The sequence below is a fragment of the Vibrio kanaloae genome (assembly GCF_024347535.1).
GTDB lineage: Bacteria > Pseudomonadota > Gammaproteobacteria > Enterobacterales > Vibrionaceae > Vibrio > Vibrio kanaloae.
The window spans coordinates 2676536-2690186 of sequence record NZ_AP025497.1 but is presented as its reverse complement, the minus strand read 5'-3'; the positions used below and the strand labels follow the sequence as shown (position 1 = coordinate 2690186).

At 45.6% G+C, this 13651-nt stretch carries 14 protein-coding genes; 7 read left to right on the top strand and 7 right to left on the bottom strand.

All coding sequences use genetic code 11. From position 1 onward, the window contains the following. Positions 1-27 precede the first annotated feature (27 nt). The 3 genes from dnaG to rpsU form a co-directional block, all read right to left on the bottom strand. Positions 28-1779, bottom strand: a complete 1752-nt coding sequence (gene dnaG, locus OCV24_RS12130; RefSeq protein WP_150878660.1) for a DNA primase — start codon at positions 1777-1779, stop codon at positions 28-30. Positions 1780-1898: 119 nt separating this feature from the next. Continuing rightward, positions 1899-2342: a GatB/YqeY domain-containing protein gene (locus OCV24_RS12125; protein WP_017056000.1), complete on the bottom strand. Its 444-nt coding sequence runs from the start codon at positions 2340-2342 to the stop codon at positions 1899-1901. 25 nt (positions 2343-2367) lie between these two features. After that, on the bottom strand, positions 2368-2583 hold the full coding sequence (gene rpsU, locus OCV24_RS12120) for a 30S ribosomal protein S21 (protein WP_004396009.1): 216 nt from the start codon (positions 2581-2583) through the stop codon (positions 2368-2370). Positions 2584-2841: 258 nt separating this feature from the next. Here rpsU and tsaD point away from each other — a divergent pair, with 258 nt between their 5' ends. Together tsaD and OCV24_RS12110 are read left to right on the top strand one after the other, a co-directional pair. Continuing rightward, entirely contained in the window at positions 2842-3861 is a 1020-nt protein-coding gene (tsaD, locus tag OCV24_RS12115) for a tRNA (adenosine(37)-N6)-threonylcarbamoyltransferase complex transferase subunit TsaD (protein ID WP_046223858.1), read from the top strand. Positions 3862-3959: 98 nt separating this feature from the next. Next, the gene (locus OCV24_RS12110) at positions 3960-4775 is read left to right on the top strand and encodes an alpha/beta fold hydrolase (protein WP_150878658.1); all 816 of its coding nucleotides are present in this window, start codon (positions 3960-3962) and stop codon (positions 4773-4775) included. Between the two features lie 92 nt (positions 4776-4867). Here OCV24_RS12110 and plsY read toward each other — a convergent pair whose 3' ends face one another. Continuing rightward, entirely contained in the window at positions 4868-5464 is a 597-nt protein-coding gene (gene plsY, locus OCV24_RS12105) for a glycerol-3-phosphate 1-O-acyltransferase PlsY (RefSeq protein ID WP_017056003.1), read from the bottom strand. A 138-nt stretch (positions 5465-5602) separates the two neighbouring features. On the opposite strand from plsY, the gene folB reads away from it, so the two are divergent. From folB to OCV24_RS12090, 3 genes are read left to right on the top strand one after another with little or no spacing between them, the layout of a single operon-like run. Further along, positions 5603-5962 carry a dihydroneopterin aldolase gene (folB, locus tag OCV24_RS12100; protein ID WP_017080233.1) on the top strand — a complete coding sequence of 120 codons (360 nt, stop codon included), beginning with the start codon at positions 5603-5605 and terminating at the stop codon, positions 5960-5962. Beyond that, positions 5959-6441, top strand: a complete 483-nt coding sequence (gene folK, locus OCV24_RS12095; protein ID WP_017056005.1) for a 2-amino-4-hydroxy-6-hydroxymethyldihydropteridine diphosphokinase — start codon at positions 5959-5961, stop codon at positions 6439-6441. Before folB ends, folK begins: the two co-directional genes overlap by 4 nt. A 14-nt stretch (positions 6442-6455) precedes the next feature. Then, positions 6456-7259 (top strand): undecaprenyl-diphosphate phosphatase, encoded by an 804-nt coding sequence (locus OCV24_RS12090; protein WP_017056006.1) that lies wholly within the window; start codon positions 6456-6458, stop codon positions 7257-7259. A gap of 100 nt (positions 7260-7359) precedes the next feature. Here OCV24_RS12090 and OCV24_RS12085 read toward each other — a convergent pair whose 3' ends face one another. Continuing rightward, positions 7360-8676, bottom strand: a complete 1317-nt coding sequence (locus OCV24_RS12085; RefSeq protein WP_150878656.1) for a multifunctional CCA addition/repair protein — start codon at positions 8674-8676, stop codon at positions 7360-7362. A gap of 36 nt (positions 8677-8712) precedes the next feature. Between OCV24_RS12085 and OCV24_RS12080 the strand changes: the two genes are divergently transcribed. Together OCV24_RS12080 and OCV24_RS12075 are read left to right on the top strand one after the other, a co-directional pair. Beyond that, a complete protein-coding gene (locus tag OCV24_RS12080; RefSeq protein ID WP_208806550.1) occupies positions 8713-10383 on the top strand; it encodes an ExeA family protein in 1671 nt (556 codons plus the stop codon). Next, positions 10383-11330 (top strand): general secretion pathway protein GspB, encoded by a 948-nt coding sequence (locus tag OCV24_RS12075; protein ID WP_150878654.1) that lies wholly within the window; start codon positions 10383-10385, stop codon positions 11328-11330. The genes OCV24_RS12080 and OCV24_RS12075 overlap by 1 nt, the downstream gene beginning before the upstream one ends. Positions 11331-11450: 120 nt before the next feature. Here OCV24_RS12075 and OCV24_RS12070 read toward each other — a convergent pair whose 3' ends face one another. Then, the gene (locus tag OCV24_RS12070) at positions 11451-12062 is read right to left on the bottom strand and encodes a TIGR04211 family SH3 domain-containing protein (protein WP_017056010.1); all 612 of its coding nucleotides are present in this window, start codon (positions 12060-12062) and stop codon (positions 11451-11453) included. A gap of 205 nt (positions 12063-12267) precedes the next feature. Continuing rightward, positions 12268-13530: an inorganic phosphate transporter gene (locus tag OCV24_RS12065; RefSeq protein WP_017056011.1), complete on the bottom strand. Its 1263-nt coding sequence runs from the start codon at positions 13528-13530 to the stop codon at positions 12268-12270. Positions 13531-13651: the final 121 nt, after the last annotated feature.

The window sequence follows — 13651 nt, the reverse complement described above, 5'->3', positions numbered from 1 at the left end:
TATTAAATGCTGACTAATCAAACAGGGTTACGCTTTTAGATCTAGCATTAAAGCTAGCAGCTCCCTTTTTTCTTCGGCTGATAAACCGACACTTCTTGCTTTGGCCTGCAGGTTTTCAATTTGTTTTTCAACGCACTGGGCAAGGATGTTGTCCAATGAATCTAAAAATATGTCTTCTTGGTTGTCTTCAACGAGGGGGATTTCCCAACTCGCGAGACGAGACAGAAGAGCCTCATGTTTGCTTTCTCGCCAATTTTCTAATAATTGGCCTGTGCTGATATGGGGGTTCACTTGGCAGATATCAAGTACTTCGACGAATAAACTTAGTCCCGGCAGTTGTAAGCCTTTGACACTTGATAAATCCGGCACCATATCAGCATAGCTCGGATTTTGGATAAGCAAAGCGATAACTTCACGCATCGGAGTGCGCTTGAGCTCTTTATGCGGTTGAGGTGTCGTGTTCTGTGTATGAACACGCGCACGTCTCAATTGGTTATCAAATCCAGTTCGCTCATCGAGCAGTTTTTCGAGCAGTTCTTGGAAGTAACTGTCAGGAATTTTGTTAATCAAGGCGCTGGCGTGTGCACGCAGTGCTGATTTCCCTTCGGTTGTTCCCAAGTTCAACTTGTGTATTTCAATCAGGTTATCGAACAAATAGGCCGAAAGCGGCGTCGCATTGTGGACCAGTTGTTCAAAAGCGGATTTACCATGCTCTCTAATATAGCTGTCTGGGTCTTCACCGTCGGGCAAGAACAGAAACTTAAGCGTGTTGCCGGTTTTTAGGTACTCAAGGGCATTTTCTAGTGCGCGCCATGCCGCTTCTTTGCCTGCTCGGTCACCATCGTAACAACAAACCACAGTACTGGTTTGGCGGAACAACATTTGAACATGGTCACCAGTTGTCGAGGTGCCCAGTGATGCCACTGAGTAATCGACACCATATTGCGCGAGTGCCACGACATCCATGTAACCTTCAACCACAAGTATTTGCGGCGGTTCACGGTAGGCTTGCAGCACTTCGTAAAGGCCGTAAAGCTCTTTACCTTTATGGAAGATCGGCGTTTCTGGTGAGTTTAGGTATTTCGGTGTGCCATCTTCTAAAACACGACCACCAAACCCGATTACTCGGCCGCGACGATCGCGAATCGGGAACATCACGCGTCCACGGAATCGGTCGTATCGGTTGCCTTTATCGTTCTCTATTAACATGCCGCCAGTGACAAGCATGTCTTGGGCTTCTTTTTGCTGCCCAAAATTTTTACGAACCAAGTCCCACTCGTCGGCAACGTAACCAATACCAAACTTCTGGACGATTTCGCCAGACAGACCACGATTTTTTAGGTATTCAATCGCAGGTTTGTTGGCTGATATTTTGAGTTGTGAGCGATAGAACTGGCTGATGCCGCCCATCAAATCATAGAGGTTACGTTTTTGTTCGCTGTTGGCTCTTGGTGTTGTTGATATTTCGCCGCTGCGTTGCTCTCTTGGCACATCTAAGCCTAGAAATGAAGCAAGTTCTTCAATCGCCTCTACAAAGTCGAGGCGTTCGAACTCCATCATGAAGTCGATGGCATTACCATGCACGCCACAACCAAAGCAGTGATAAAACTGTTTTTCTTGGCTTACGCTGAAAGAGGGAGTTTTTTCGTTGTGAAATGGGCAACAAGCACCATAGTTTTTGCCTTTTTTCTTAAGTTTCACGCGTGCGTCCACAATATCGACAATGTCGAGACGCGCTAGGAGATCATCGATGAAACTACGCGGGATGTGTCCTGCCATAAAACCTTAGAAAAATGCACTAACTGAGAGTGTGGATCATAATAGTGTGAATAGGTTATAGATACAAACAAGCCGTGCGTTCCGAAGGATTGCACGGCTTGTTGCAATTTGATTTGGGATTAAGCGAGTTTAGAGCGAACTAAACCACTAACTTTACCCATATCTGCACGCCCTTGAATTTGTGGTTTCAAGATAGCCATTACTTTACCCATGTCTTGCATGCCCGCTGGTTGAGCTTCAGCGATTGCGCTATCAAGTAGTGCAATAACTTCTTCTTCTGTTAACGGTTGAGGCATAAAGCCTTCAAGTACAGCAATTTCTGCTTGTTCCACATCAGCAAGATCTTGACGATTTGCTAATTCATATTGAGCAACAGAATCGCGACGTTGCTTAACCATTTTAACTAATACAGCAAGGATGTCGTCGTCGTTCAGAGTGATCCGTTCGTCAACTTCACGTTGCTTGATTGCTGAAAGAGCTAAGCGGATAGTACCAAGGCGCGGTTTGTCCTTGGCTTTCATCGCTAATTTTTGCTCTTCTTTGAGTTGTTCAATAAGAGCCATAACTCAGTCCTTATGGATTAAGTTATTAGTACAGGCGAACGCGACGTGCGTTTTCGCGAGCTAGCTTCTTAGCGTGACGCTTTTGAGCTGCTGCTTTAGCGCGTTTGCGAACTGTAGTTGGCTTTTCGTAATGCTCGCGACGGCGAACTTCAGAAAGGATACCTGCTTTTTCACAAGAGCGCTTGAAACGACGTAGTGCAACGTCGAACGGTTCGTTTTCACGTACTTTAACTATTGGCATATGCCTTTCACCTCAGGGGTTATTCATTATCGCTGGCCACTCAGTACCAAATCAGAGAAGTTACCCATCGAGCTAACTCTCTATTCGCGTTTGGCCATTAACCAGCTTGATCAAAAATGGTGCGGAATTTTAATCCGATCACAGTGGCTTTGTAAAGCACTTTGTCGATTATAGTCTGTACAATATTTGTTTGAAGCGCTTAGGCAGGGTAATATTGCGCTAATTTCCCATTTTAGACGAAAGCGTGCCGAGAAAATTATGCGCATTATTGGTATTGAAACCTCTTGTGATGAGACAGGAATCGCGATTTATGATGATGAGCAAGGGCTACTTTCTCATCAATTATACAGCCAAGTAAAACTGCACGCCGATTACGGTGGTGTAGTACCTGAGCTTGCTTCACGTGACCACGTGAAGAAAACAATTCCTCTTATTAAAGCGGCATTAGCAGAAGCAAACCTAACGTCGAAAGACATTGACGGTGTGGCTTACACGGCTGGCCCAGGTTTAGTGGGCGCACTGCTTGTAGGTGCAACCATTGGCCGCAGTATTGCTTACGCTTGGGGTGTGCCTGCGGTGCCTGTTCACCACATGGAAGGTCACCTTCTTGCGCCTATGCTAGAAGATAACCCGCCACCATTCCCATTTGTAGCGTTGCTGGTTTCTGGCGGTCATACGATGATGGTTGAAGTGAAAGGTATTGGCGAGTATCGAATTCTTGGTGAATCGATTGATGATGCGGCGGGTGAAGCGTTTGATAAAACGGCGAAGTTGATGGGCTTAGATTACCCAGGTGGTCCGTTGCTATCTCGACTCGCAGAAAAAGGCACACCAGGTCGCTTTAAGTTCCCTCGTCCAATGACAGACCGCCCGGGCCTAGACATGAGTTTTTCTGGTCTGAAAACCTTTGCAGCGAATACGATTCGTGACAACGACAATGATGATCAGACTCGTGCGGATATTGCGTACGCGTTCCAAGAAGCGGTTTGTGCCACCTTGGTCATCAAATGTAAGCGTGCCTTGGTAGAGACGGGCATGAAACGTATAGTGATTGCCGGTGGTGTAAGTGCCAACAAACAACTGCGTGTTGAGCTTGAAGCACTGGCCAAAAAAGTTGGTGGTGAGGTGTACTACCCACGTACAGAGTTCTGCACTGATAACGGCGCCATGATTGCTTACGCAGGTATGCAGCGCCTGAAAAATGGTGAAACAGCCGATTTATCCGTTCACGCTACACCGCGTTGGCCGATTGATCAACTTGAGCCAATTGCTGAATAAAGCAGAGTGTTTAACATGCGGTCGCCTTGTGCGGCCGTTTTTATGTATCGTCGATTTATATACTTGAACGATATGCGTAGTAGAGATTAGGGAAGAAAATGAAACAGTTCATTGTAGACAATCAATCGATGGCGTACCTAGATGAAGGTGAGGGCCCGGTTGTTGTATTGGGTCACAGCTACCTTTGGGATAGCGCGATGTGGAAGCCACAGATTGAGGCGTTGAAAACTCAGTACCGTTGTATTGTGCCAGAGTTTTGGTCTCATGGTGAGTCTCAAGCTGCACCGAACTCGATGCGTAACTTGAAGGACTACGCTCAGCACGTGTTGTCATTGCTGGATCATTTGGACATCGAAGAGTTCTCTGTTGTTGGCTTATCGGTTGGCGGCATGTGGGGAGCCGAGTTAGCGGAGCTAGCACCTGCGCGAATCAAGTCTTTGGTTCTAATGGATACTTTCGTTGGTCTAGAGCCAGAAGTCGCTCACACGAAATATTTCCACATGTTAGATACCATCACCCAAACAAAGATGGTCCCTCAACCGATTGTAGAAGCGGTTGTGCCATTGTTTTTTGCTAACGATGCTCAAACAAACACACCCGATTTGGTTGCAGGCTTTACTCAGCAGCTATCGGCTCTTGAAGGTGAGCAAGCTGAAGAAGTGGCACGAATTGGTCGAATGGTGTTTGGTCGCCGAGATATGATTGAAGCTGTAGAGAATTTTGCTCTGCCGGTTTTGATTGCCGTTGGACAAGAAGATAAACCGCGTCCGGTACTTGAGTCTTACTTAATGCACGATTGCATTACTGGCAGTGAGCTGGTGGTGATTCCTGATGCTGGCCATATTAGCTCGCTAGAGCAACCAGAGTTTGTGAATAAGATGTTGAAAGGCTTTTTAGACAAGCACCTACTTTAATCTATTCAGAGTCGAGTATCATTACTTGGCTGTAACTTTGTTCGACTTACACTTGTTTCTTCTGCTTGCTTCGGCTAGACATATAGAACGGTTTAAGTCGATTTTTTTTGTCCAATTTTTGGTTCACTGCCATCAAGTAGGCGACGGATATTCTGGTGATGACGCAGTACGATCAAGCAACATAGCATGGCAACTGGCAGCGTATATTGAGGTTTGACTAACCAAGCGTAAAATGGGGCAAGTAGCACAGTGACTATTGCTGCTAAAGAAGAATAGCGAAACAAAAACGCCATCACTAACCAAGTCGCCATGATCATTCCCGTTAGATCGAATCCAATTGGGGCGATGGCTCCGAGTGCCGTTGCGACGCCTTTACCACCTTTAAAGTGGAAGAATATTGGGTACATATGACCAAGGCATGCCGCAATAGCCACAACTCCTAAAATGATCGGATCGATCTTGAGATAGTAACCAAGCCAGACGGGGATAGTGCCTTTAAGCATGTCACAGAGTAGTACTGATGCCGCGGCACCTTTGCCTCCTACACGTAACACATTGGTTGCTCCGGGGTTATTCGATCCCACAGTTCTTGGATCTGGGAGCCTTAAGACTCGGCATATCAAGACCGCACTAGAGATTGAGCCTAGCAAATAGGCTGCAATGATCATGATTAGTGCCAATGGGGTCATGTCTTTCCTTAAACGGTTATAAGCTTAACGGTGGGAAAATAATGCTCAATCTAAGAGTAATTGGTATCATATCTGGAATTACGCTAATAATACGTTTTTTTCCCCAATATGGGTATCCGACCTCTAAAAGGACAAGTCATGGCACTGGATAAAGTTTTCATTGAACAGCTAGAAGTAATTACAACGATCGGTGTTTACGATTGGGAGCAAGAGATTAAACAAAAACTTGTGCTCGATATTGAAATGGCTCATGACAACCGCCCAGCTGGCAAGAGTGATGATGTGGTTGATGCTTTGGACTACTCGACAGTGAGCACGGCCGTACTTGAACATATTGCTAATGGCCGATTCCTATTGGTTGAACGTGTAGCAGAAGAAGTCGCTGAATTAATTATGACTCAATTTTCAGTGCCTTGGATTAAGATTCGTTTAGCGAAGCCTGGCGCGGTACCACAAGCAAAAGCCGTTGGCGTGATCATCGAAAGAGGTCAGGCATGACAATAGCCTATGTTGGTGTTGGCACGAACATAGACCGCGACAAGCATGCAAGGGTGGCATGGACAGAGCTTCAATCGTTAGGGACTAACCTTAAATGCTCTAAAATCTATCACTGCGAGCCTGTCGGTTTTAATAGCCACTCGTTTTATAACTTTGTGATAGAACTCGACACATCACTCTCATTGACTGAATTTTCACAGCAACTGCGTAAAATTGAGTTTAAATGGGGTCGTTCTCAAGATGCGCATAAACTTCAAGATCGAAAGCTCGACCTTGATATTGTGCTGTTTGGAGAGGTGGTTTCTGAGAGTGATCCAGAATTACCACGCAGTGATATCTATAAATACCCTTTTGTAACACAACCACTTTATGATCTCTGTCCTGCGAGAGTGATCCCGCAAGACGGAAGAACTGTCCGTGAAATATGGCAGAAGATGCAGCAATTAGACTCGCTCTCTGTCGTAAATATAAAATTATAATTTTAAGGTAAGTAATGAGTTATTTTGAAGCGTTTATGTTGGCGTTGGTACAAGGCTTTACTGAATTTCTACCTATTTCCAGTTCCGCACACTTAATCCTTCCTTCGGCTGTATTAGGCTGGGAAGATCAAGGCTTGGCTTTTGATGTCGCTGTCCATGTCGGTACTTTGGCGGCTGTGGTGATCTATTTCCGCAAAGAAGTTGTGTCTCTTTTGAGTGCTTTCTTTGGCTCGGTATTTAAGGGGGATCGCAGTAAGGAAGCAAAATTGGCGTGGATGATCATTCTCGCGACGATTCCAGCCTGTATCTTTGGCCTGCTGATGAAAGATATTGTCGAGCTTTATTTACGCAGTGCGTGGGTCATTGCCACGACCACAATTGTCTTTGGTCTGTTGCTATGGTGGGTCGATAAAAACTCAAGTCTGCGTGATGACGAATATCAAGCCGGTTGGAAAAAAGCGTTGTTTATTGGCCTCGCTCAGGCAATGGCGATCATTCCGGGGACATCGCGTTCTGGTGCGACAATTACCGCGGCACTTTATCTTGGTTTTACTCGTGAAGCCGCGGCTCGATTCTCATTCTTAATGTCTATTCCAATCATCACTTTGGCTGGTGGTTACTTAGGTCTAAAGCTGGTGACGAGTGGTGATCCAATCCATGTAGGTACTTTGCTTACGGGTATCGCGGTTTCTTTTATTAGTGCTTATATCTGCATTTACTTTTTCTTGAAGCTTATTTCGCGGATGGGCATGACACCGTTTGTTATCTACCGCTTGATTCTCGGTTTTGGTCTGTTTGCTTTCTTAATGATGCAGTAGCACTCGACTTACGTAGGCAAATGTTGCGTCCTAAAGATTGAAACGAAAAAACCCGCTTAGTCGCGGGTTTTTTAATGCATGGTAATCAGCGTTATGAAGTTCAATGATATGCAAGTTCTGATAGGGCGTTTTCAATCGCGGCAGCTCTGCGCTTCTCTTGCTCTTCTCGAATATCTTTACCTTGAAAACCATCGGCAATAATCGCTTTAACTTGGACTTGTAACGCGGCTTGATAAGCTGCCTCAAAACGCGCTTTCTGAGGATAAGGCTGATCTTCTAATCCTTTACGACCAGCATGGTCGGCTTGGCAGCAAAGCAATATGTCGTTGAGCCTCTCAGGCTTGCGCCAAACATCAAACTTGTTGAGAACCTTGAGAAAGGTCGTCGGTTTGAGTTCACCCGCACGGTGAATATTAGAGTGTTGCTCACAGACTAACAGTGCGAGATCTCTAAATTCATTAGGCACTCTTACTCTGTCACATAGCTTCTTAATGATCTTCAAGCCAGTATGACAGTGCATTTTGTGGCTTGGCCACTCGCTTTCTGGCGTAATACCTTTACCTAAATCATGCACTTGAGCGGCAAAACGCACGGGTAACGATGGGCTTAATAGCGCAGCTTGCTGAGCCACCATCAGAGTGTGAATCCCCGTGTCGATTTCTGGGTGCCACTTTTCAGGTTGAGGTACACCAAACAAGGCATCAATTTCTGGAAGAACGACCGCTAATGCACCGCACTCTCTTAAAACCGAGAGGAACACTTCAGGGTGTGGTGTACTGAGTGATTTGTGCCACTCTTGCCAAACTCGCTCTGCGGTAAGGTGTGCCAGTTCACCAGATTGCACGATCTCACTCATCATCACCATGGTTTCAGGTGCGACTGTAAAGTTGAGGTGGTGAAGTTTGGCAGCGAAACGCGCAACACGCAGCACACGAAGCGGGTCTTCAACAAAAGCATCGGAAACATGTCTTAAAATGCGATTTGAGAGATCTTGTTGGCCGTGGTAAGGATCGTAAAGCTGGCCTTTGTCATCTTGAGCGATGGCGTTGATCGTCAGATCTCGACGCATCAGATCTTCTTCTAGGCTTACGTCTGGGGCAAAGTAACATTCGAAGCCGGTGTAACCAGAGCCTGACTTTCTTTCGGTACGAGCCAGTGCGTGTTCTTCTTTAGTTTTTGGATGCAGGAATACGGGGAAGTCTTTACCTACAGCCGAGAAACCAAGGCTTTTCATCTCTTGAGGGGTACTTCCTACCACGACCCAATCTCTATCATAACTGTCAATATTAAGCAGTTTATCGCGCACTGCTCCACCGACAAGATAGCGTTGTAGGCCATTACCTTTTGGTAGGCTATCGTATATTTGCAACTTATCACCTCGAAATGTTTTATCACTGCTGGACTTTACGGCAAGCAATGGTACTTTCCATTAATCGTAATTATAGGGCAGCACATGTATAAGGAATATTTTGGCTTCGTTGAGATGCCATTTTCGATTGTACCAAATTCTCGCTATTTGTTTTTGAGTCAGCGCCACCAAGAGGCGATGCAGAACCTACAAGCCGGTTTAGGCGAGGGGGGGGGCTTTGCAATGCTTACTGGTGAAGTTGGTACTGGTAAAACAACGGTCGCTAAAGCGATGTTGTCTTCACTCGATAATCAGACTCAAGCAGGCCTTATACTCAACCCTACGTTTTCGAATACCGATTTGCTTGAAGCTATCTGTGATGAGTTTGAGGTGGAATACCCTGAACAAGCATCGCTCAAGCAACTGAGTCAGGCGATTCATCATTTTCTGCTTGATAGCCATGCAGACGGTATTCAAACCTTATTGGTCATTGATGAAGCTCAGCACCTCGCTGCCGATGTGTTGGAGCAGTTACGCCTTCTAACCAATTTGGAAACCGACAGTCGCAAGTTGTTAAAAGTGCTGTTGGTTGGCCAACCGGAATTGCAGCAACATCTACAGACCACGCAATTGCGTCAGCTTGCTCAGCGCATTACTGGTCGTTATCACTTACTGCCTCTTAATACTGAAGAAACGGGTAAGTACATCGCGTTTCGTTTGGAAACCGCGGGTGGTGAGCAGATGTTGTTTTCCAACCGTTCTATCAAGCTGATCGCCCAATATACTCATGGTATTCCAAGGTTGATTAACTTGGTGTGTGATAAAGCACTGCAGTTAGCTTTCCATGATGGTGAGCAAACGCCCTCAAATGAGACGGTTAACCGAGCTTGTCAGCAGATTATGGCTTTTCAAGCTGAGGTGTATCATGTTGAAAGCCCTCGAGTCACCCACGTAGCAGCTAAATTATTTCAATACGTAGGAATTGCCACGTTAAGTGTTGGCCTCGCGGTAGCGACGTTTAACTTTGCCCCAGCATACATAGATTCATGGTTACCGCCTAAAAGTTCCAACGAAGCACAACTTCCAGTATCTGTAGAAGCTCAGCGCTCTTTGTTAGCAGAGGCTCCTAAATTAGTCGTTGAGCCTGAACCTTCTAAGTTTGAATTACCCAAACACATTCAGCAGCACTTGATGCTGGGAACTAACCGATCTCTTGCTATTCAGGATCTTTATACCCTGTGGGGGTATCAATCTTCCCTGCGAGATGGTTTGTGCTTAAGTGAGCCACAAAGTGTCTTTGTGTGCGAGCAGCAGCAGGCCAATTTAGATACATTGTTAGAACTTAGTGTACCTGTGGTACTTAATCTCGACATAGACCAAAAGCCAGTGTTTGCTGTGCTGTATGGTGTGTCTGAGGATTCTGTCGAGTTACTGGTGAATGAAAAGCTCTTGGTGATGCCGAAGCAATCCTTAGAGAAAATTTGGCAAGGCGATTATGTCGCGATTTGGAAACAGCCGCTAAGAGAGATGCTTAAACAAGGCCATCGAGGTGAGGCGATTGCGTTGCTTGATCTGTTACTGTCTGAAGTATTGGGTGAAGGTGTCTCTGGCAGTGATGTGTTCGACGATGAGTTAAAAATGAAAGTTGAAGCTTTTCAGACTTGGCAGGGGATATCTGTAGACGGCATCGCTGGAAAACAGACGTTAACAAGATTACAAAGATTAGCTCAACTTGACTCTCCCAAGTTGATGTCACTAGAAGGGGGCGAAAGCTAATGTCACGTATTATGCACGAACTTAAACCGTCGTCTCACAAACAATCTTCTATTAATAAACCCGCCTTCAAAGGCTACCAGAATCATCATGTTCCTAATTCTGCAAAAGGGGTTAGCAACAAACGAGGTTCATCGTTAGCGATGGGGTTGCTCTTAACCTTGGTTCCTTCTTTGTTGGTGGGTGGCGTTCTGGCTTATCAATCGTATAGCCAACAACAGGTGTTGGCCAATCAACCCGTCAGTCTCGTGCAACCAGAGTCAAAGACTCAGCCTGAGCTTGAAACTCAAAGGATTGAAACCAGAACACAGACTGAAGCTACAGCGGTGGAAGCTGATGAAGCGTTGTTTGCTGTTCGTGTAGCGCCGACAAGTAAAACGTTAAAAGTATTACCTCGCCAAGAAGTGTATGCGCAGATTGAGCTTGAAAGTACCAATGTCGCAGCTGACACAGCAGTAGTGATGGCCAATACTAATAGCACAACGCAAACAACAGCCAGTGCTGAGTCAGGTCGTGCTCAACCAACGGTTCAGTCAAGTATGACCGGTGAGAGTAACGAGTTGCAATCGGATAGTGACTTGCTGAAAGGGTTAGACTTCAGTGAGTTACCTCCTGAATTGGCATTGAAGCTTGAATCCATCATGGGCGAGCAACAAAGCGCGCCTGAGCCGATGGATTCTAGACCCGCAGGGAAAACGGGGTCTCAGGTCATTGAGTTGGAAACGCATACCAATAGCTTATCTGGAGTGTTGCCTAAGTTAGACCTACAAACTCATATGTACTCGAGTAGTGAAACCAAACGCTGGGTCAAAGTGAATGGCCAAGAAGTGGCTCAAGGGGAGTGGATAGGACAAGAGATTCAGTTGTTAGAGGTTAAGCCCCAATCGGTGATTATTGAGTTCAACCAGCAGAAGATAGAGATCCCAGCCCTGTACGAATGGCAAGGCTAGTGGAAAAGCGAGATTGTTTGAGTTGATGACCAAAGTTACAGGCAAATAAAAAGGAGCCCCGCGGTGCTCCTTTTTGATATTTGATACTGAGTTCACTGTACTTGACACAAAACGATAAGCTTACGCCCAACCGTTTGGCGACTTTCTGCGACGAGGCATAATGTGTGGCAGGATAAGGCCAAGAAGTAAACCAACACCAGCAACACCACCACCGTACATGAAGTACTTCAACAATAGGTCATCTTTCTGAGTATCTAGTTTAGCACGCAGTTCACGGTTTTCTGTTTGAGAGCTCGTGAGCTGTTGGCTAATCTCGCTGTAGTTTTGCTCAAGTTCAGCAATTTGCTTGTTACGAGACTCTAGAGAGCTGGCTAGACCTGCTTTTTCACTGTCAGCACTTTGGCGTGCATTGGCTAGTTTGCCCTTTACCTCTGTTAACTCTTTCTCTAGTTTCGGCATGCGCAGTGCCATACTTTCTTGAGTGCTTACAAACTTACTCTCAACCCAACCTTTACGGCCACGGTTATCTTGGATCTGAGTGTAACCCGTGCTCTTGTTTGTTTGTAGATATGTAATCTTTTCACCAGCATCAACACTACCGATAATACGGTAAGTATTGTTTGGGCCAGAATGCATATAAGTAAACAGTTTGTCAGCAATATAACGGTCTTGTGCAAAGGCAGCTGGAGCCGCAAGCATTGCGAACAAAACTAAGCTAATCAGTTTTTTCACAGTAAATCCCTTAACGATTCAAATTGGGTAGGCGTATGAGTCTGCCTCAATCAGCAAATGATATTTAGTTTTTTTATGTGGTGCAACAAAGAAGGGAGGCAAAGCCTCCCTTTCTGTGCGTTTGAGTCAATAATGACATGACATTTACATATCATTACTGAAACTTACCGTTTTCTGACGCTAGTGCTTACTAGCGCAAGGGCTATTACATGGTAAACATAGCCTGAATTGCATAAAAGAATACAACAGCAAGTAGAGCACCTGCAGGTAGCGTTACAATCCACGAAGCAACGATGTTACGCACAACGCCTAGGTTGAGTGCTGCGATACCACGAGCAAAACCTACACCTAAAACCGCACCAACCAATGTTTGCGTGGTTGAAATTGGAAGGCCAGTACCAGAAGCCAGTACAACCGTACATGCCGTTGCTAGTTGAGCGGCAAAGCCACGGCTAGGTGTTAGTTCTGTAATACCGGTACCAACCGTTGCCATTACTTTATGACCCATGGTAGCAAGACCAACAACGATACCAATACCACCGAGTGGAAGAATCCACCATGCGATAGTGCTCTTACCTGAGATTTCACCCATGTGCTCAACGGTTGAAACAACCGCAGATAGAGGACCAATCGCGTTAGCTACGTCGTTTGAACCGTGTGCGAATGCCATGGCACAAGCTGTGATAACCATTAGTACGCTGAAGATACCTTCAACGCCAGCAAAGCCATGGTCTTCTTCACGGTTAGCAAATTTCTTTTGAATGTATAAGTAACCGCCAACCATGACGACAGCAGAAACACCTGCCGCCCATAACCATGCTTCAGTACCGCTTAGGTGAAGGCCAACGTGTTTAAGACCTTTCTTGATCGTTACAAGTGCAATAACCATTGTCGTAATGAACATGTACACAGGTACAAAACGTTTAGCGTTAAACAGCGGGTTTTCTGTATCGAATATCAGTCGCTGAGCACTTACAAAAATGAGATAGGCAAAGATACCGGAAATCAACGGTGTGACAATCCAACTCCCCACAATACCTTGAACGCTGTTCCAGTCTACAGCTTCAGTACCTACAGACACACAAGCAAAACCGATGATTGCACCGATGATAGAGTGAGTCGTTGATACTGGCCAGCCCATGTATGATGCTAGAAGCAACCATGTACCAGCAGCCAGTAGCGCAGACATCATACCGTACACAAGTACATCCGGTTGATGAGCGAAGAGAGATGTTTCGATAACACCTTTACGGATAGTGTCAGTTACTTCGCCACCCGCAAGGTAAGCACCTGCGAACTCAAAGATCATTGCGATAATGATCGCTTGTTTTACAGTTAGAGCTTTAGAGCCTACTGAGGTGCCCATTGCGTTCGCAACGTCATTTGCACCAATACCAATAGCCATCAAGAAACCGAAAGCTGCTGCAACAATAATCAGGACAGTGCCGTAGTTAGCAAGGATATCCATCGTAATACCTAGTTGTTTGATAACAAGCGGAGCAAATTTAGACGCAAAAAACCGCTCAGCGAGAGAAATACTCAGCGCATAAGTGGTTTGGTTGAAAAAGTGCTCTTCGTTATATGGTTAA

What these genes read in the sequence shown, in the direction of transcription:
- dnaG (WP_150878660.1), bottom strand. Translation starts at nt 1,779, where the DNA reads ATGGCAGGACACATCCCGCGTAGTTTCATCGATGATCTCCTAGCGCGT.
- OCV24_RS12125 (WP_017056000.1), bottom strand. Translation starts at nt 2,342, where the DNA reads ATGGCTCTTATTGAACAACTCAAAGAAGAGCAAAAATTAGCGATGAAA.
- rpsU (WP_004396009.1), bottom strand. Translation starts at nt 2,583, where the DNA reads ATGCCAATAGTTAAAGTACGTGAAAACGAACCGTTCGACGTTGCACTA.
- tsaD (WP_046223858.1), top strand. Translation starts at nt 2,842, where the DNA reads ATGCGCATTATTGGTATTGAAACCTCTTGTGATGAGACAGGAATCGCG.
- OCV24_RS12110 (WP_150878658.1), top strand. Translation starts at nt 3,960, where the DNA reads ATGAAACAGTTCATTGTAGACAATCAATCGATGGCGTACCTAGATGAA.
- plsY (WP_017056003.1), bottom strand. Translation starts at nt 5,464, where the DNA reads ATGACCCCATTGGCACTAATCATGATCATTGCAGCCTATTTGCTAGGC.
- folB (WP_017080233.1), top strand. Translation starts at nt 5,603, where the DNA reads ATGGCACTGGATAAAGTTTTCATTGAACAGCTAGAAGTAATTACAACG.
- folK (WP_017056005.1), top strand. Translation starts at nt 5,959, where the DNA reads ATGACAATAGCCTATGTTGGTGTTGGCACGAACATAGACCGCGACAAG.
- OCV24_RS12090 (WP_017056006.1), top strand. Translation starts at nt 6,456, where the DNA reads ATGAGTTATTTTGAAGCGTTTATGTTGGCGTTGGTACAAGGCTTTACT.
- OCV24_RS12080 (WP_208806550.1), top strand. Translation starts at nt 8,713, where the DNA reads ATGTATAAGGAATATTTTGGCTTCGTTGAGATGCCATTTTCGATTGTA.
- OCV24_RS12075 (WP_150878654.1), top strand. Translation starts at nt 10,383, where the DNA reads ATGTCACGTATTATGCACGAACTTAAACCGTCGTCTCACAAACAATCT.
- OCV24_RS12065 (WP_017056011.1), bottom strand. Translation starts at nt 13,530, where the DNA reads ATGGATATCCTTGCTAACTACGGCACTGTCCTGATTATTGTTGCAGCA.